The sequence below is a fragment of the Pedobacter sp. ASV1-7 genome (assembly GCF_040203335.1).
GTDB lineage: Bacteria > Bacteroidota > Bacteroidia > Sphingobacteriales > Sphingobacteriaceae > Pedobacter.
On sequence record NZ_JBEHBV010000004.1, the window covers coordinates 1 to 19,588 of the forward strand.

A 19,588-nucleotide genomic window follows, 5' to 3' on the forward strand; every position below is an offset into this window, starting at 1 on the left:
ATTTAGTCCCGTAGCTCAGTTGGTTAGAGCACTACACTGATAATGTAGGGGTCAGCAGTTCAAATCTGCTCGGGACTACATTAAGGTATAATCTTAAGGGGGATTAGCTCAGCTGGCTAGAGCGCCTGCCTTGCACGCAGGAGGTCAACGGTTCGACTCCGTTATTCTCCACCATCACCGGTGCTTAATACAAAAGGCACAGAAATAGGGAACAAACCTGTATAGGAATGTACTCCGGGATAGAACAGTTCTTTGACATATTGGAAGAAGTTAAAAAAGAAGAGCAAACAACAATAGAGACGTTGTTTGGTCGAAGGAAAGAATGCAGTAAGCAATTACTACAAACTGACTGACGATTTAACAACAATCAAAAAAGCATTTCCATATGCGCAAAAGGGTATGGAGAGAAGAAAGTAATTAAGAGCACACAGGGGATGCCTTGGCTCTCAGAGGCGATGAAAGACGTGATAAGCTGCGATAAGCTTCGGGGATTAGCAAATATGAATTGATCCGAAGATTTCTGAATGGGGAAACCTGGCTAGTTGAAGACTAGTCGTACAATGTACGCAAACCTGCCGAACTGAAACATCTAAGTAAGCAGAGGAAGAGAAAATAATAATGATTTCCTAAGTAGTGGCGAGCGAACGGGAAAGAGCCCAAACCATATTTGTTACGGCAAATGTGGGGTTGTAGGACTACGATAAGATTATAATGCAATGAAGTGGAACAGGATGGGAAGCCTGGCGATAAAGAGTGATAGCCTCGTACACGTAAGTACCATTAGTCTAGTAGTATCCTGAGTACTGCGAGGTCGGAGACGCCTTGTAGGAATCTGCCGGCACCATCCGGTAAGGCTAAATACTCCTGAGAGACCGATAGTGAACCAGTACCGTGAGGGAAAGGTGAAAAGAACCCCGAACAGGGGAGTGAAATAGAACCTGAAACTGTGTGCTTACAAGCGGTCGGAGCGTCCAGGTGGCGTGACGGCGTGCCTTTTGCATAATGAGCCTACGAGTTACTCTTCTCTGGCAAGGTTAAGTGTTTCAGACACGGATCCGAAGCGAAAGCGAGTCTGAATAGGGCGTATAGTCAGGGGAGGTAGACGCGAAACCTTGTGATCTACCCATGGACAGGTTGAAGGTGCGGTAACACGTACTGGAGGACCGAACCGATAAACGTTGAAAAGTTTCCGGATGATCTGTGGGTAGGGGTGAAAGGCTAATCAAACTGGGAAATAGCTCGTACTCCCCGAAATGTTTTTAGGAACAGCGTCGTGGTGAAGTTAAATAGAGGTAGAGCTACTGATTGGGTGCGGGGGAGTCAAATCCTACCAAATCCAGACAAACTCCGAATGCTATTTAATATACACGGCAGTGAGGCGCGGGGTGCTAAGGTCACGCGCCGAGAGGGAAAGAACCCAGACCATCAGCTAAGGTCCCCAAGTTACAGTTAAGTTGAACTAACGAGGTCCGATTGCATAGACAGCTAGGATGTTGGCTTGGAAGCAGCCATTCATTTAAAGAGTGCGTAACAGCTCACTAGTCGAGCGATCGGGCATGGATAATAAACGGGCATAAAATTGTACACCGAAGCTATGGGTAATGTGTAAATATTACGGTAGGGGAGCATTCCAGCGGCAGCGAAGGTATGACGTAAGTTTTGCTGGAGCTTCTGGAAAAGCAAATGTAGGCATAAGTAACGATAAGGCAGGCGAGAAACCTGCCCGCCGAAAGGATAAGGTTTCCTGATCAACGCTAATCGGATCAGGGTTAGTCGGGGCCTAAGGAGAACCCGAAAGGGATATTCGATGGACAACGGGTTAATATTCCCGTACTTTTTATAACTGCGATGTGGGGACGGAGTAGTGACACTGCCGCGATCTGACGGAATAGATCGTTGAAGGCTGTAGGTATAGGACTGGTAGGCAAATCCGCCGGTCTTGCTGAAGGCCGATAGTACCGCAAACCTTCGGGGGCGTGGATAGTGCAGGTAATCAGACTTCCAAGAAAAACCGCTAAGCTTCAGGTTATAAAAACCCGTACCGCAAACCGACACAGGTATCCGGGAAGAGAATTCTAAGGCGCTCGAGTGATTCATGGCTAAGGAACTCGGCAAAATGGCCCTGTAACTTCGGGAGAAGGGGCGCTGGTAGCAATATCAGCCGCAGTGAAATGGCCCAGGCGACTGTTTAACAAAAACACATGGCTTTGCAAAATCGAAAGATGAAGTATAAGGCCTGACACCTGCCCGGTGCTGGAAGGTTAAGAGGGGATGTCATCCTCACGGAGAAGCATTGAATCGAAGCCCCAGTAAACGGCGGCCGTAACTATAACGGTCCTAAGGTAGCGAAATTCCTTGTCGGGTAAGTTCCGACCTGCACGAATGGTGTAACGATCTGGGCGCTGTCTCAGCCATGAGCTCGGTGAAATTGTGGTCCCGGTGAAGACGCCGGGTACCCGCAACGGGACGGAAAGACCCCATGCACCTTCACTACAATTTAACATTGACATTGGATGCAGGATGTGTAGGATAGGTGGGAGACTGTGAAGTGGCGTCGCTAGGCGTCATGGAGTCAACGTTGAAATACCACCCTTTCTGTATTCGATGTCTAACTTCACTTAGTGAAGGACATTGTTTGATGGGTAGTTTGACTGGGGTGGTCGCCTCCAAAAAGGTAACGGAGGCTTTCAAAGGTAAGCTCAATACGCTTGGTAACCGTATGAGGAGTGCAATAGCATAAGCTTGCTTGACTGTGAGGCAAACAAGCCGAGCAGGGTCGAAAGACGGATATAGTGATCCGGTGGTTCTGCATGGAAGGGCCATCGCTCAAAGGATAAAAGGTACGCTGGGGATAACAGGCTGATCTCCCCCAAGAGCTCATATCGACGGGGAGGTTTGGCACCTCGATGTCGGCTCGTCACATCCTGGGGCTGGAGAAGGTCCCAAGGGTTCGGCTGTTCGCCGATTAAAGTGGCACGCGAGCTGGGTTCAGAACGTCGCGAGACAGTTCGGTCCCTATCTGTTGTGGGCGTAGGAATTTTGAGTGGGGCTGACCTTAGTACGAGAGGACCGGGTTGGACTAGCCTCTAGTGAATCTGTTGTTCCGCCAGGGGCATTGCAGAGTAGCTACGCTGGGAATAGATAAGCGCTGAAAGCATCTAAGTGCGAAACTAGCCACGAGATGAGAATTCCATATAGGACCGTAGCAGACTACTACGTTGATAGGTTACAGATGTAAAGATGGTGACATCAAAGTCGAGTAATACTAATCATCCGAAGCTTTCAAGAGCAGTAAACTGTTGTTTGTTCTTCCTAACTTAACTTCTTTCAATAATATGTCACTTGTTTAGTAACAATAGCCATAATATACCGCAAGGATATTATGAGATATATCACTAAATATTTAAAAATATTTAGGTGCCTATATCGGTGGTGTCCACCTCTTCCCATTCCGAACAGAGAAGTTAAGCCCACCAGAGCCGATGGTACTGCGGTAACACGTGGGAGAGTAGGTCGGTGCCAAATCTTAAAGAAAGCCTTTCAGTTTACTGAAAGGCTTTTCTTGTTAATGGCAATTTTTAATCGCATGATTTTTTTAAGTTTTTTTCATGATATCAACACCTTCATTTTTGTTGACTACTTTGATTATCGAGTATGGGTTTAAAGACATTTTTTCTGTTCTCTTAAACTAAGCTGTTTCGATCTGTCATATCCAAACCAATTCTTTGACTTATTTTTTGTAATTATATAGTACTAAATTGTGAATTAGTGATACTCATCACAGATTTTGTGCATTTTTTGGTTATCTTTGATACAAAATTAAATTATAAAATAATGAGTTTTTTCGCAGAGAAAAGAGGGGAAGTGATGGTACACATTGAAGGTTATATGCTGGAAATGATGGATACATACTTAAAACCGATTGATACAAATTGGCAGCCATCTGATTTTTTGCCTGATTCGACTAGCGATACATTTTTCCAGGATATAAAAGCACTACGTGAGAAAGCAAATGATCTTTCTTATGATCTAGTAGCTGTTTTAATTGGAGATACAATCACCGAAGAAGCCTTGCCAACGTATGAATCATGGTTAGCCATGGTAGAAGGTGTAAGCCGTAGGGAAGATGGTGGATGGATGAGATGGAATCGTCACTGGACTGCAGAAGAGAATAGACATGGTGATTTATTAAACAAATACCTTTACCTTTCTGGTAGAGTTGATATGCGTCAAATGGAAATTTCTACGCAATATTTAATTGCTGATGGATTTGATATAGGTACTGGTCATGATCCTTATAGAAATTTTATTTATACTAGTTTCCAGGAATTGGCAACTAATATATCGCATAGACGAGTAGCATCATTAGCTAAAAAAGATGGTGATACATTATTGTCTAAAATGTGTGGTGTGATAGCTTCTGATGAAGCGCGTCATGCAAAAGCTTATAAGGATTTTATGACTCAGATTTTTAAAGTAGATCCGAATGAAGCTATGGTTGCTTTTGAAGATATGATGCGTCAGAAGATTGTTATGCCTGCTCATTTTCTTCGTGAAATGGGAATGAAAATAGGTCAAACTTTTGGACATTTTACTGATGCTGCACAACGACTAGGTGTTTACACTGCTATTGACTATGTAGAGATTATGCAGCAGTTGATTGAAGAGTGGAAATTGGATAGTATGAGAGATTTAAATGATGCTGGTGAAAAAGCACGTGATTACATCATGGCACTTCCAGCACGTTTGTTACGTGTTGCTGAACGTATGAAAGCACCAACTATGGATTATAAGTTTAGCTGGATACATGCTTAACAAAATATAGATATAAAAAGAAAGCCCGGATATTTACATCCGGGCTTTCTTTTTATTGTAGTATTCCTTTACATATTCCTGCGGTATTGTCCACCTACCTCATATAAGGCATTGGAGATTTGTCCTAAAGAACATATTTTACATACCTCCATAAGCTGCTCAAAGATATTATCTCCGGCAATAGCTGATTTTTGTAAGTTCTTTAGGGCAGTTTCAGATTTGTCTGCATTTCTATCCTGGAATAGTTTTAATGCTGTTATCTGGTATTCTTTTTCTTCTTCGGTTGCACGGATTACTTCTCCCGGAACTATTGTCGGTGAGCCATTTTTATTCAGGAATGTATTTACGCCAACTATTGGATATTGGCCAGTGTGTTTTAAAGTTTCGTAATAAAGACTTTCTTCCTGGATTTTACCACGTTGATACATAGTTTCCATTGCACCCAGAACACCACCTCTGTCATTTATTCGCTTAAATTCAAGCAATACAGCTTCTTCTACAAGATCTGTAAGGTCTTCGATGATAAAAGCACCTTGCAATGGGTTTTCGTTCTTAGCAAGCCCTAATTCACGATTTATGATGAGTTGTATAGCCATAGCTCTACGTACAGATTCTTCGGTAGGTGTAGTAATGGCTTCATCATAAGCATTGGTATGAAGTGAATTACAATTGTCGTATATTGCATATAAAGCCTGTAATGTAGTACGTATATCATTAAAGTCAATTTCCTGAGCATGTAATGAACGTCCGGAAGTTTGGATATGATATTTTAGTTTCTGAGATCTGTCGTTCCCTTTATACTTGTTTTTAATCGCTTTAGCCCATATACGACGCGCTACCCGGCCAATTACTGAATACTCTGGATCTATGCCATTAGAGAAGAAAAAAGATAGGTTAGGAGCAAAATCATCAATGTTCATCCCCCTGCTTAAATAATATTCAACAAAGGTGAAACCATTACTTAAGGTAAAAGCAAGTTGAGATATAGGATTTGCACCTGCTTCTGCAATATGATATCCAGAGATGGATACAGAATAGAAGTTGCGAACTTTTTGTTTAATGAAATAGCTTTGAATATCGCCCATCATCCTCAGTGCAAATTCTGTGGAAAATATGCATGTGTTTTGAGCCTGATCTTCTTTTAATATATCAGCCTGTACCGTTCCACGAACTGTGCTGATGGCATATGCTGCAATTTTCGAATATACATCAGGAGGCAATACCTGGTCACCAGTAATACCCAATAGCATTAGACCTAATCCGTTATTACCTTCTGGTAAATTGCCATTATAGGTAGGTCTTTTCTGACCTTTTGCCTTATAAATCTTGTTTATTTTTTCATCTACCTCTTTTTCAAGCCCATTTTCTATAATATATTTTTCACATTGCTGATCTATAGCAGCATTCATGAAAAAGCCCAATAGCATAGGAGCTGGACCATTTATGGTCATGGAAACAGATGTTGATGCTGCACAAAGATCAAAACCTGAGTATAGCTTTTTAGCATCATCAATCGTAGCGATACTTACACCAGAGTTACCTATTTTTCCATAGATATCTGGTCTGATGTGAGGATCTTCACCATAAAGCGTAACTGAGTCGAATGCGGTAGATAAACGGTGTGCTGGCTGACCTAAGGACACATAATGAAATCTCTTGTTGGTTCTTTCAGGACCTCCTTCTCCAGCAAACATTCTTGTAGGATCTTCACCATCACGTTTTAATGGGAATACACCAGCTGCATATGGAAATTCTCCGGGAACATTTTCAGTTAAAAGCCAGCGTAAGATATCTCCCCAATCTTCATAACGGGGAAGCGATACTTTAGGTATCTGTAATTTAGATAATGATTCATAAAATAAAGGTTGTTTGATTTCTTTATCACGCACTTTATAAATGAAATGTTCTTGTTTGTATTTGATTTTAGTTTCAGGCCATTGTCTAAGTAAGCGTTTACAATCACCGTCCAATTGTTCTTCAATGTGATTGTAAATATCCTCAAGAGGTTTGGTGAGTGTATTTCCCACTTGCAAATCTTTAGTCGCTTTCTCGTCTCTTGATAAATCAATAATCCCTTGAAGCTGGTAAAGTTTGCGGGCAATACTACTTTGTTTTTCGACCCATTCGTTATATGTCTGACTAGATTCTGCAATTTCTGCGAGGTATCTGATCCTGTCAGGTGGAATAATATAGATTTTCTCTGACTGCTCTGTAGTGAGTTCCATTTGCGCATCGAACTTAACACCTGTTTTTTCTTCGATCTTATCCATTAATGCGCTGAAAAGATTATTCATGCCAGGATCATTGAACTGCGAAGCCATAGTACCAAATACAGGAATGTTTTCGTCTTTGGCATCAAATAAATTGTGGTTGCGTTTATATTGCTTACGCACATCTCTTAACGCATCTAAAGCACCTCTTTTATCGAATTTGTTGATGGCTACCAGATCGGCAAAATCCAGCATATCTATTTTTTCCAATTGTGTAGCTGCACCGAATTCTGGAGTCATAACATATAGAGAAACATCACAGTGTTCTGTGATTTCAGTATCAGATTGTCCAATTCCTGATGTTTCTACAATGATGAGGTCATATCCGGCCGCTTTACAGATATCAATGCTTTCCTGTACGTTTTTAGACAAAGCAAGATTGGCCTGTCTTGTGGCCAGTGATCTCATGTACACCCTATTGTTGTTAATCGCGTTCATGCGAATACGATCCCCTAATAATGCCCCTCCAGTTTTACGTTTGGATGGGTCTACAGATATAATCGCAAGCGTTTTATCTTTAACTTCTATTAAAAAGCGTCTGACCAATTCATCTACAAGAGATGATTTACCAGACCCACCAGTTCCGGTAATACCTAAAACAGGTGCCTGATTGCTTAATGTTAGTTCTTTTAATTTATCAACAAACTGTTGTGCAGCTTCTGGGTCATTTTCTGCTACTGTAATGGCCGAAGCAATGCTTTTAATATTTTTTTCTGGTATTGATTTCAGTTCCCCATTAAGAGATTTAACCGTAATATAGTCAGTTTGCTCCAGCATATTATTAATCATACCTTGCAAACCCATTTTTCGACCATCATCTGGAGAATATATTCTTGTAATACCATAATCGTGTAGTTCAGCGATTTCTGAAGGAAGTATTACACCACCACCGCCACCAAATATTTTGATATGTGTAGCGCCGCGTTCCTTTAACAAGTCGTACATATACTTAAAATATTCGATGTGCCCACCTTGATAGGATGTCATTGCTATGCCCTGTACATCTTCCTGAATTGCACAGTTTACAACCTCATCAACCGATCTGTTATGCCCTAAGTGTATCACTTCGGCTCCCGATGATTGAAGGATACGGCGCATAATGTTTATTGTTGCATCATGCCCATCAAAAAGTGCAGCAGCTGTAACAAAACGGATTTTATGTTTGGGTTTATAGATTTGAATTTGCTCCATAGTAGGTTTTATAATCGGTATACAAAGGTAACAAAAACTGAGAGGAGGGAGGTAAAAATGGGCTTTACAATTACAAGCACTATAAAACAAAAAGCTGCTCTGGTTTTTGTTTCAGAACAGCCTTTGTATAGGGTTAAACTATTATTTTACTGATGTGTAAGTTCTGTAATGGGTTCGCCAATACAGCCGCTCGGCATTTGTATGTGTAACATAGCTGCTAGTGTTGCTGCTATATCGGTCATGTAATGTTGCTTATTTGTTTTTCCAGGTTTAACATTCCAGCCCATAAACACGCATGGAATATGTGAATCATACGGTGCCCAAGCACCATGAGTAGTTCCAGTTTTGCCTCCACTATAATAGTTGGATTTCAAAATATAATAAACATCACCACTTCTTCCCTGGTAATATCCATAAGTCAGTGATTTCTTAATCTGTTCAGGTAAAGTTGTTGTAGCTAGTTTACTTAAATCTACTGCATCAAAAACCTCATCCTGTTCTCTTAAAAGGTCTATAGCTAATGCTTTTATTGCATCAAAATCAGCTTTAGCTGCTTTTATAGCATTGCGATCAAAATATAGCTGACCATTACCAGAAGATTCAACTGCTTTTTTGATATTAAATTCTTTCTCAATTGCTGTATTTATACGTTTAATTACCGGGCCTTCACTAAATGGACCTCCAGGTAATTTGTTTTCCGTCATGAAACCAGCGACATGAGCTGCACCATGATCAGCAGAAAGGAAAAACAAGTAATTGCCTTTACCGAATTTACTGTCCAGATAATTAAAAAAACTTTCCAGCTCTTTGTCCAGTCTAAGGTAAGTATCTTCTGCCTCAACAGAGTTTGGACCATATTGATGCCCCACATAGTCTGTTGATGAGCAGCTTACTGCTAAAAAGTCAGTTGCATTACCTTGCCCCATTTTTTCTGCTGAAATAGCTAGCTTGGCCAGATCAAGAGTCATTGTATTTCCGTGAGGAGTACTTTTAATGATTTCATAGTTTTTACCTGCATAAAGTTTTAAAGGATGGGGAAAAGTTGGCGTCTCTTCTCCTCTTGTTTTCCTTTCGTAAGGCTTATTATCGGCTGTACTTTGTGTATAACTATCAATAGGATATAGGGTATTCCAGTTTTGTGCATAAAACTTGTCGGCAGGTTTTTGTTTGTTATAATCCTGAAGCCATGCAGGTAGTTCTTTCATATAATATGTACTGGAAATCCAGTCTCCAGTTTGTCCATCAAACCAATAAGCGGCATTAGCTGAATGTCCTGCAGGTAAAATAGATCCGCGATCTTTAAGAGAAACGCCTATTACTTTACTTTTAAAATTCGTAGCTAAGCGAAGCTGATCTGTAATGGTTGTGGTCAGCATGTTTTTTGGGGACATTACACCTGCTCTTGTACTGCTCCCAACTGATGTAACGGTGGAATCTTCAGCACAATACATATTTCTTTTTAATTTCCTGTCATACCATTCGTTTGCTATTATTCCGTTGATGCCAGGTGTTGCGCCAGTATAAATACTAGAGTGCCCACATGCTGTGATAGTTGGTGTATAAGGGATTAAGGTATTCTCAGCAGAAAAGCCCTCATTGACTAATCTTTTAAAACCTCCAGTCGAATATCTATCTGCATATCTATAAAGATAATCCCATCTCATTTGATCTATGATCAATCCTACTACAATTTTTGGTCTTTTTACTCCCTCAGAGGATACTTTTGCTTTAGTTGTTTTTTGTTGCGCAACAGATACCTGGCCGACCAGGATTAGTGCGGCAAATACTAAATAAATTTTTCTCATTGTGTGTTGTTCTGTGTTTAGATAAGCTAATTTATTGTTTTTTATAAGCTTATGAAACTTTCAGCTTTATTTTTTGTAAGAAAATTTAAGAAACTATAAGTAACGTTTGTTATCTTTTAGCTACTATAAAGCTTCAGCAACTACAAATGTGCTTCCCCCAATAAAGATCAGGTCATCTTTTGTCGCATTTTCTTTTGCTGCCTGAATAGCCAGACCAACTGAGTCGAAAAACTGTCCATTTAAACGATGTTCTTTGGCTTTTTGTGCTAACTCTGATGCTGGTAAGGCTCTTTCTAATTGCGGCTGGCAAAAGTAGTAAGTTGCATTTTTTGGCAGAAGTGCGAGGACGCCACTTATATCTTTATCTTTTACCATTCCAATAACCAAATGAAGTTGATTATGCTCGGTTTTGTGGATGTTTTGCATTACCTCTGTGATGCCGGAAATATTGTGCCCGGTGTCACAAATGATAAGCGGCTGTTCGCTTAATTTTTGCCACCTGCCTTGTAAACCTGTTAGTACTTTAACATTTTTTAAGGCGGCATAGATATGGTCATCAGATATTGAATAGCCTTTACTTTGTAAAAGGAATACAGACTCTAATACCGTAAGTACATTCTTTAACTGATAAAAGCCATTGAGATCAAGTTCAAGGTTATTATAAAGTATAGTTGGCCCTTTATATATAGAAGTGTTCAGATATTCTTTATTTCTTATGGAATGATCGGTATGTAATTTCTGGTCAGCAAAAGTAATCTGGCTATTTTTCTCTTTGGCTTTTTCAATGAAAATAGCTGCAACTTCCTCTTGTTTTTCGCCAATTACAACAGGTATTCCGGATTTAATAATTCCTGCTTTCTCCGTAGCAATCTCAGCAAGTGTATCTCCTAATATATTGGTATGATCCAAACTGATATTGGTAATTACAGATAACTCAGGAATAATGATGTTAGTAGAATCGAGTCGACCACCTAAACCAACTTCTATAATAGCAATGTCCACTTTTTCTTCGGCAAAGAAAGAAAAAGCCATGGCAACAGTAGCTTCAAAGAAAGATGGACTAACTTCTTCAATGATTGTTCGCTGTTGATTTATAAAATCAGTAACGAAGGTTTTGGAGATCATTTCTCCGTTTATACGGATACGTTCTCTAAAATCTTTAAGGTGAGGAGAAGTATATAGGCCTGTTTTATATCCCGCTTCCTGAAAAATGGCGGCCAGCATATGAGATGTTGATCCTTTGCCATTTGTACCACCAACATGGATAGATTTAAATTTGTTCTGCGGATTTCCAAGGTTTTCGCACAAGGCGATTGTATTGTGCAGATCTTTTTTAAAAGCAACAGCGCCAATGCGTGTAAACATTGGCAGCTTGCTGTATAAGTAATCTATGGATTCGTTGTAATTCAATTATTTCACTTTAAAGTTGAAAACCACTACACCTATCTGAACATCAGGGGCCGATTCCGATTGTGTTAATCTGGCTCCCATTACAGCATCTTTACATTTTTGCCATAATTCGCGGTCACTTAATGTAGTCCCTTTTACACCTGGAGTGGCATCAATAACAATACCGTTTTTATTAATCTTTATTCTTACTGCTATTCTACCTCTTTGTTGGCCATCGTCTTGTGGGATAACTAAGTTCGTAAACTTCCTTAAAGCGATTGGTGTTTCTCCAAAACCAGAACCACCTTCACCATAATTATTAGCAAGTGGATCTCCGTTAACGCTTCCCTGATTACCCGGTGTTGTACCTGTGCCATCACCACCACCAGTACCTTTATTTGCCTTACCTTTATATAAAGCATTTTGGTTGATAGCCGGTTTGGCTGGCTTGGTTTCTGTTGCTGTGGCAACAGGAGTAGATGTGCTTTTTGTAGATTTTGTTTTGACACTTACGGCATCTTCGGTGCTTTGTGTTACAATTTCCTTATCACTGCTTTGCGCTGTAGATGTTTGTGGAGTAGGTTCTTCTACCACAACTTTATCCGGAGCTTGTTTGTTCGCATTTGGATCAGCTGAAGGTTCCTCGATACTGGTATAATCAGTTCCCATACCTTCAACAGAAGTTCCATAGTTAACCACCATACCACCCATACCAGCTTCAACTTCTGGTTTAAAAGTACCGATAGCAATGAAAAAACTAAGAGCCAGCAACGCGGCCATAATTCCGGTTGATATGGCTAAGGCCTTTGGATAATTATTTTCTTCTTTTGGATAGGTCATTATTTCTTAGGTTCTACAGCTAGTACAACTTTCAGTTTTAATTTATTTGCTACATCAAATACCTGCATGGTGTTTTCAATAGAAACACCTCTTGCTACATAAAGTACGATAGTCAGATCTGGAGATGCTTTCTGGTAACTTTCCACTGTTGCTTGCATCTGATCAAGTGTAACCTTTTGTTTATCTACAAAATAATTTAATTTCTCATCTATAGATACTGTAACGGTTTTTTGTGCTGAAGATTGCTGTCCTGACTCAGATCTGGGTAGTAACAATTTCACTACTTGTGGGTTAACTACGGCAGAAGCCAACAGGAAAAACAGCAGCAGAAAGAACATGATGTCATTCAGGGCAGAGGTATGAACCTCTACTGTTCCTTTTTTTCTTTTGCGTAGATTCATTATTTACCCGGCTCCTCTAATAAATCAATAAATTCAATTGAATCAGTTTCCATTCTTAAAATGATACGCTCTACCATCATATTAAGGATATGGTACAATACATAAGCAATGATACCTATGATTAGTCCGGTTGCAGAAGTGATCATTTTGGTATATAGACCACCTGATATTGTTCCGATTTCGATAGCTCCTTTAATAGAAACATCGTGAAAAATAGCAATAACTCCAATAATCGTTCCTACGAAACCAAGCATTGGTGCGATACCCGCGATGATACCAAGTATGCCAATGTTTTTTTCAAGCTTAGATACTTCTAGTTTACCATTATTTTCAATTGCAGCTTCAATATCTTTAATTGGACGACCAATACGTTTCAGCCCTTTTTCCAACATTCTGGCTAAAGGGGAGTTGTTATTTCTGCATAGTGCAATAGCATTTTCTAATCTTCCTTCATGTATATATTGTTTGATCTGAAGCATCAGGTTAGATTCAGTTTTTGAAACTTTTCTGATAGTCAGGTATCTTTCTACAAAAATTACAAGTCCAAGGAAAGCTAAAAATGCAAGTGGAAGCATAACCCAGCCTCCTTTTAATAACAGGTCTATAAAATGTAATTCAGGAGGGGCTGTTGTAACACCTGGATTTAAGGCATTGGCGGTATCAGTAAGCTGGGTAATGGTATCAGTGGCACTTTGAATTAATGCGATCATAATTATTTAGGATTGTTTGTGTGTCTAACTTTTATTACATAAATGCCCGGAATTCTAGTTGTTTTCTTCAGGACCTCAAGTTCTTTTTTTGCTGCTTCCTCATTTGTAAAAGAGCCGATCGTTATTTTAACTCTTCTACCTGGCATATCAGCAACCTTTGCAGGAATACCTCTGGCTTTCATATCAGCAAGGAATTTATCTCCTTCCTTTTGATCGCGTAGGGAAGCTGCTATAATTTCGTAAGTGAATGTTGGTTCAGTAGTCACTACTGTCGCAGGTTTAACATTAGCCATTGAATCTCTTGCAGAATCAGCAGCAAGAATAGCTTTTTCATTACTTATTCTTAGACTATCTGCTTGTGCTATAGAATCTAATCTGGCTTGTTCAACATTTTCAATAACTGGTTTGCTATCAGGAACAATAACAGGCTGCTGTGTTGCTGTTGATTTCTTAAATAGACTATCAAAAATATCTGGTTTCGCCAAATATAAAACTGCAGCAAGTACAGCCAGGATAACTAATGCCAAAATTACTTTTAAATAAGAGGGCATTCCTGTTTTTTCTGAACTGGTATAATCAAGTGAAAAATGAACTTCCTCTGGCTTGTCAATGTCTTCAACAGGTTGTGCAATTGGAGACTCAATAACATCTTCGACAATATTCTCTGTTTTTTCTACAACAGGAAGCGATGGTGCTGTTGTTATAGGAGGAAGTCCTACTTCAGTTATTTCTTCATATACAGGCTGTTCATCATTTGCATTAAGATCTTCCGTCCCATCACTTAAATCTGCATTGTTGTTCTCAAGTTCAAGTTGTTCTTCTGTTACATGCGAGCCTTCTTCTATCGGAACTTCCACCGTTTCTGGCGTCTCTGTTCTTTCTGGTACCTCTTCAACCACCTCCAATTCCTCAGACTTAACCACTTCTGCTTCTTCCTGCACAGGTTCTTCAAGAACTTTCACCTTATCGGTATCAGGCTCGGCCTTTAATTGAGGCAGACCATAAAAATCAAAGCCCAGGTTACTATCTTGTTTTGGTATAAAAGTAAGACTACCTGAAGCAGTAGAGAATGTCCCCAGATCACCAAAATCAGATTCCTGATGACCTGAAAGTTCATCAAGAATATTTTGAGAAAACTGCTCTACAAAGTATGTAGAAGCATCAATTGAAATATTTTTATTCTTACTGATGAATTCGCTTAATAAGCTCTGCTCCTTTAAATCTGAAGTAAAGCTTAAAATATAACTTGGAGGCAAAAAAGAATGCGTATTAATATCATATCGCCCCGGAGATTTCTTTTTATAAATAGTACCCAATCCGGGAATTCCCACTTCTTTATGGGTTTTTATAAGTGTAGTCAGGTATGATAAGATATCCATTCTGGTAAAAATAAATTTTAATTCCGTACCAAGCAATTATTAATTGAAAAGCATTAGAATGAGTAAGCTACTCCTCCAAAAACATTTGTTCCAATTGCGTCATAGTATAAATATTTGCTGTATTTTTTACCCAGCAAGTTATTAGCTCTAATAAAGGCTGAAAACTTATTATTGATTTTATAACTTGCACCAGCACCAAGATCTACAAAACCTTTAACAGTAACTACCTGTTCATTTGCTAAATCAGGTAAAAGATAAGGATTAGCTGGTGCAGCAGTATAAATCTTAGCCTTGCTGTCGTCTTGAATAGCTACTGCAGCATTTAAAGTAATTTGTTTGGTTATAGCATACATAAAATCAGAGCTGACACGTAGTTTTGGTTTAAACCAGCTTTGCGTTTCAGCTGCAGGTTTATAGTCCTCAATGTTCAGCTTACCTGTCCACTTCAATGCGTCACTAACCTGTACAGAAATTTCACCTTCTAAACCGGTTAATTTCATAGTACCAAAATCGTAAATCACATCAAATTTGTTAAAATCAACAAAGTTGTTTACAAATAATGGCATGTTTTCAATTTGTTTGTGATAAAATCTTGCTTTATAGCCAAAACCAGGTCCACCAGTGCCTTTAATACCACCACTGATGCTTAGTTTCTCAATAGCATTCTGGATGTCAATATTGCTGTTTAAGAATTGATTTTCATCTGTCAGTAACTTTAATGAGTTACGGTTTACATCACCTTTAACTTCTCCAAAAATCTGCAGGTAATCAGGTATTAATGTAAAGTCAGCAGTTACAGCAGGGAAAATCCTGCTCGATGAGAATGCCCCAAACTCCTGAACAAAGTTTATTCCTGCATTAATTTTAATGCCATTTGTTTGTAGTCTGATATAAGGATTCAGTTTAAAAAGATTATTGCCGAAGCTAGTCAGTTCATCTTTGGTCTTTCCAAATTCAACCGAGCCCGCCAGTCCCAGATTTAAACTACTGATACGTTTATTAAGATAGGCATTTAGTACTATTGAACTCTCTTTTGCCTTATACTGATCATTCCAGAGATAACCATTCAATTTAGCTGCATAACTTAATGCATCCGGATCTTCTGTGAATTTATTTACAATCTCACCCTCAGCCTCAATAAAGCTCAATGCTTGTCGTGCCGGATCTGTATTAAATGTAGGCCTGGTTTTATCTATCCCATAGAAGTAAAAACCTTGTCTTTGAAAGTTTAATTTTCCCGAAAGGGTTACCTGGTCGCCTATACTTCTACCAAAAGCACTCAGTTGCTGTTGATTATAGTTTTGTTTATTCAGGCTTCCTGATTGACCGAAATGCTTAAAAAAGGCTCCTGCTTGTAAAGCTTCATCTCTGCCAATATTAACATATGCTTCCGCTAAAATTGTACTTGCAGAACCCAAAGCACCTTTAACATAATTGTTAACCAACTCTTCTTCTTTTTGAGCAGCCAGTTGCTGTGCCTTTAATTTATTGATATCTGAGTTAAGCTCAAGTTTTCTATCTGTCAGTTTATAATTGAATTTTGCTTTGTATGTTTTTACATCATTCAAATCCGGACTTCTCCTAAGCTTTACTGCTTCTGCCAAAACAGGTTTGTAAGGTCTTACTACTTCAATCTCTTCTGTAACCGCTTTTTCTTCTGCTTTTTTCTCTGTTGTTTTCTGATCTTGCGCAAAGGTACTTAGTGTCCCTGCTGCAATAAAAAATAGGGTTGTATATAATAATCTGGTCGATCTCATTTCACGGTCTTATTTAATTTTTTCCAATTTAGCTTTAGCAGTAGGGACAATATCATCCTTGCCTTCATAGTTATCTATAATACTTAATAGCGTGCTCTTAGCCTGTAAATTGTCTTTCAAAGCAACGTAATTATCGGCCAGTAATATAAATGCTTTAGCTACCCAATAATCATAAGATGGCATATTGTTGATCAGGTCAAAACAAGTTTTTGTTGATGTTTTATACTCATGTTGTCCATATTGGATCAAAGCAATATTATATTTTGCCTCTGCAGCAGCTAGTGTTTTAGTTTTACTAACTACACTGTTAAACGCTTTTAAAGCTTGAGGAGTATCTTCTTTTGCCAGGTAAGCCTTTCCAGCATACAGATCTGAGCTATTTTTCTCTTCTTCTGAAGCTTTATCAGATTCTTTGATCAATTGCACATATTTTAAAACATCATCTGGCATATTCAATTCACTATATGCTTTCAAAAGGTTGTTTAGTGCATAGGTGTAGTGTACTTTATAATCTGCTGTCGTTTCCAGGCGTTTTAGGTATACAATTGCTTCGTTATACTTTTTCTGATCCAGGAATAATTTGGAGATGCTTACCAATGAGCGTTCAGTATAGTCACTTGTCCAATCGTTAAGGATGTATTCATAATCAGCAACAGCTTCATCTGGTCGACCAAGTTTTACCAATGATTCAGCTCTGATAAACTTTGCTTCTTTATCATGGATAGCTTTAGGGAATTTATCAAAATAAGCATTTACAGCTTCAAACGCTCCCTTAGCATCACCTTTCAGGTAAAGATTATTAGCACCCTGGAAAATAATATTGTCTTGTTCTGCAGCAGAATAATTACCAAGTGGAGTAGTAGTGGCGTAATTGATAAACCCTTGCGAATCACCTCTGTCGACATAAATGTTTTTGATAGATTCTAATGCTTGTTTTGCTTCTTCAGTACTCGCATATTCCCTGATCACTTTTTTAAATGATTCTAGTGCAGCATCATCCTGATCCTGGTTGTATTGTACCAAACCTATAGTAACAAGTGCACGTGGTACATAGCTACTATTAGGATACTGGCTTACCAAACTAATCAAGTCTGATTTCGATTGATCAAGTTCTCCTTTGTTGAAATAAGTATAAGCCCTTTCAAAACCAGCATCATCTGCATAATTGGACGTTGGGAATTGTTTAAGCAGACTTTCCATGGTAGCGATTTTTGCATCATTCTGATTTTCCAATCCCTGAATCATACCACGTTGGAACAATGCATAGTCCTCACCTGTTGACCTATTGCCTATAATCTTATTATAATTTGCAAGTGCATTACCATAGCTTTTATTAACGAAATAGGAATCAGCTAATCTAATGGTTGCATCGTTTATGGTTTTCTGATCTTTATCATTACCCCTTAAAAAGCGTTCAAAATAATTAGCAGCTTTACTATACCGCTCATCTTCAAATGCGGAATATGCAAGGGCATAATTAGCAAAGTTATATACACCCGTTTTACTTGCGCCTGGCATATCAAGGAAAGTTTCAAAATGCTTTACTGCCTCACCAAATTTTCTAAGCTCATAACTTGCTTCTGCTTTCCAATAGGTGTTTAAAGCAAGGATTTCTTCATCCTGAGGGAATTTTTCAGATCTCAGGAACATGGATAACGCATTTGGAAATGCTCTTTCATTATAGAATTCCAAGCCTCTGAAATAAGTTACTTTCTGATAGGCCTCTTTAGCTTCTTCAGATTTGTTCTGTATAGGTTCTAAAATGTCAATTGCCGCCTGATAGTTTTTACTGGTTAACAGGATTTCACCAAGGAGTGTTTTAGCTTCGTTCACTTTACGTGATGATGGAAACTGCTTTAAGAAATTTTGTGTAGCTTCAAGTGCCTGTTGATTAAACTCAAGTTCGTAACTTAATCGTGCATAGTTAATCCAGGCTTCTTCTTGTACTGTTTTGTCGAAGTCAAGTCTGGATGCTCTGAAAAATGCGCTTCTTGCTTTCTCTTTATTTTTTAATTGAAGGAAAGAACGTCCAAGGGTATACATACCACTTTGCAGATAAACATCATCGGTATCCAGTTTTTCAAGTATACTAACAGACTCACTGTATTTTTTTAATTCAAATAATGAATATCCATATTGGTAAATAAACAAATTGTTTTTATTGTTTGATTTATCCTTTGCATAAAAATCCCTGAAATACTTTTCAGCATTTATATAATCAGATTTTGCAAAATATGAAGCTGCAATAAGACTAAGCATTTCTGCTTCATATTGCTGTTTTGATGTTTTTAAGATTGGAATAGCATAGTTAAGGACATCATCGTAACGCTCATCCAGGTAATACATTGAAGTAATGTAGTATGGATAACTGGCTTCGTAAGTAGGAGAACCTTTTAGTTTTTCGAAGTTGTTCAGTGCTGTTTTATATTCCTTGTTCAGGTAATTGATATAGGCAAAATAGTAAATTGCACTTTCCTGAAATGGAGACTTTTCTTTCTTTACGGTTTCAAATAAAGGTTCAGCTTTTTCAATATCCCCAAGATCAAAATAAGCATATCCCTGTTTAAATTGGTACTCTAAACGTTGTTTTCCGGAAAGGGTAGAGGGGTCTGTTTTTTCAAACCATTCCAATGCTTTCTTGTAGTTTTTTTGATCAAAATAAGATTTACCTACATGGAAGTAAGCAAGTTTTGTATTTGGATTTAAAGGGTAATCTTTGATAAAGTTTTGAAACAGGCTTTCTGCGTCTCTATTGCCCAATTCCAAGGCACATACAGCAGCATAGAACTTAGCATTTTCCTTAAGCATAGATAGTTCTGCATTGCTCTCAGATTGTGTGCCTGGTTTTTGTCTCAACTGCTCAACCAGTCTGAATTGTTGTGCTGCTGCAACATATTTCTCATTATCCAGTAGTTCCAAACCGGTTTGGTAATTCTTGTTCAGGTTAACTAGTACACTTGTTTGGGCATGTGCAGCTGTAAAGCCACCTGCTAACAGTAGCGGAATAAAAAGGTGTTTTTTTGACATCTGA

General features: G+C 38.7%; 10 protein-coding genes, 2 tRNA genes and 2 rRNA genes. 5 read left to right on the plus strand and 9 right to left on the minus strand.

Going from position 1 to position 19,588, the window contains the following annotated elements; all coding sequences use genetic code 11:
* Window positions 1–4: 4 nt before the first annotated feature.
* The 5 genes from ABDJ41_RS10400 to ABDJ41_RS10420 all read left to right on the plus strand — a co-directional run bounded on the left by ABDJ41_RS10400 (window position 5) and on the right by ABDJ41_RS10420 (window position 4,815).
* A tRNA-Ile gene (locus ABDJ41_RS10400) sits at window positions 5–78 on the plus strand.
* 19 nt (window positions 79–97) lie between these two features.
* A tRNA-Ala gene (locus ABDJ41_RS10405) sits at window positions 98–174 on the plus strand.
* A gap of 233 nt (window positions 175–407) precedes the next feature.
* Window positions 408–3,288 (plus strand): 23S ribosomal RNA (locus ABDJ41_RS10410).
* 125 nt (window positions 3,289–3,413) lie between these two features.
* A 5S ribosomal RNA gene (gene rrf, locus ABDJ41_RS10415) occupies window positions 3,414–3,525 on the plus strand.
* A gap of 309 nt (window positions 3,526–3,834) precedes the next feature.
* Window positions 3,835–4,815 carry an acyl-ACP desaturase gene (locus tag ABDJ41_RS10420; protein WP_349785938.1) on the plus strand — a complete coding sequence of 327 codons (981 nt, stop codon included), beginning with the start codon at window positions 3,835–3,837 and terminating at the stop codon, window positions 4,813–4,815.
* Window positions 4,816–4,883: 68 nt separating this feature from the next.
* Here the strand turns inward: ABDJ41_RS10420 and ABDJ41_RS10425 are convergent, their stop codons facing one another.
* The 9 genes from ABDJ41_RS10425 to ABDJ41_RS10465 all read right to left on the minus strand — a co-directional run bounded on the left by ABDJ41_RS10425 (window position 4,884) and on the right by ABDJ41_RS10465 (window position 19,584).
* On the minus strand, window positions 4,884–8,276 hold the full coding sequence (locus tag ABDJ41_RS10425; RefSeq protein WP_349785939.1) for a methylmalonyl-CoA mutase family protein: 3,393 nt from the start codon (window positions 8,274–8,276) through the stop codon (window positions 4,884–4,886).
* A gap of 146 nt (window positions 8,277–8,422) precedes the next feature.
* Entirely contained in the window at window positions 8,423–10,081 is a 1,659-nt protein-coding gene (pafA, locus tag ABDJ41_RS10430; RefSeq protein ID WP_349785940.1) for an alkaline phosphatase PafA, read from the minus strand.
* 123 nt (window positions 10,082–10,204) lie between these two features.
* Complete coding sequence (locus ABDJ41_RS10435) at window positions 10,205–11,491, minus strand: bifunctional folylpolyglutamate synthase/dihydrofolate synthase (RefSeq protein ID WP_349785941.1); 1,287 nt, start codon at window positions 11,489–11,491, stop codon at window positions 10,205–10,207.
* The gene (locus ABDJ41_RS10440; protein ID WP_349785942.1) at window positions 11,492–12,310 is read right to left on the minus strand and encodes an energy transducer TonB; all 819 of its coding nucleotides are present in this window, start codon (window positions 12,308–12,310) and stop codon (window positions 11,492–11,494) included.
* A complete protein-coding gene (locus ABDJ41_RS10445; protein WP_349785943.1) occupies window positions 12,310–12,711 on the minus strand; it encodes an ExbD/TolR family protein in 402 nt (133 codons plus the stop codon). Before ABDJ41_RS10445 ends, ABDJ41_RS10440 begins: the two co-directional genes overlap by 1 nt.
* On the minus strand, window positions 12,711–13,421 hold the full coding sequence (locus ABDJ41_RS10450; protein ID WP_349785944.1) for a MotA/TolQ/ExbB proton channel family protein: 711 nt from the start codon (window positions 13,419–13,421) through the stop codon (window positions 12,711–12,713). Before ABDJ41_RS10450 ends, ABDJ41_RS10445 begins: the two co-directional genes overlap by 1 nt.
* 2 nt (window positions 13,422–13,423) lie before the next feature.
* Window positions 13,424–14,800: an HU domain-containing protein gene (locus ABDJ41_RS10455; protein ID WP_349785945.1), complete on the minus strand. Its 1,377-nt coding sequence runs from the start codon at window positions 14,798–14,800 to the stop codon at window positions 13,424–13,426.
* Between the two features lie 53 nt (window positions 14,801–14,853).
* The gene (locus ABDJ41_RS10460) at window positions 14,854–16,557 is read right to left on the minus strand and encodes a TonB-dependent receptor (RefSeq protein WP_349785946.1); all 1,704 of its coding nucleotides are present in this window, start codon (window positions 16,555–16,557) and stop codon (window positions 14,854–14,856) included.
* A gap of 9 nt (window positions 16,558–16,566) precedes the next feature.
* Window positions 16,567–19,584, minus strand: coding sequence for a tetratricopeptide repeat protein (locus tag ABDJ41_RS10465; RefSeq protein WP_349785947.1), 3,018 nt, complete (start codon window positions 19,582–19,584; stop codon window positions 16,567–16,569).
* Between the last annotated feature and the right edge of the window lie 4 nt (window positions 19,585–19,588).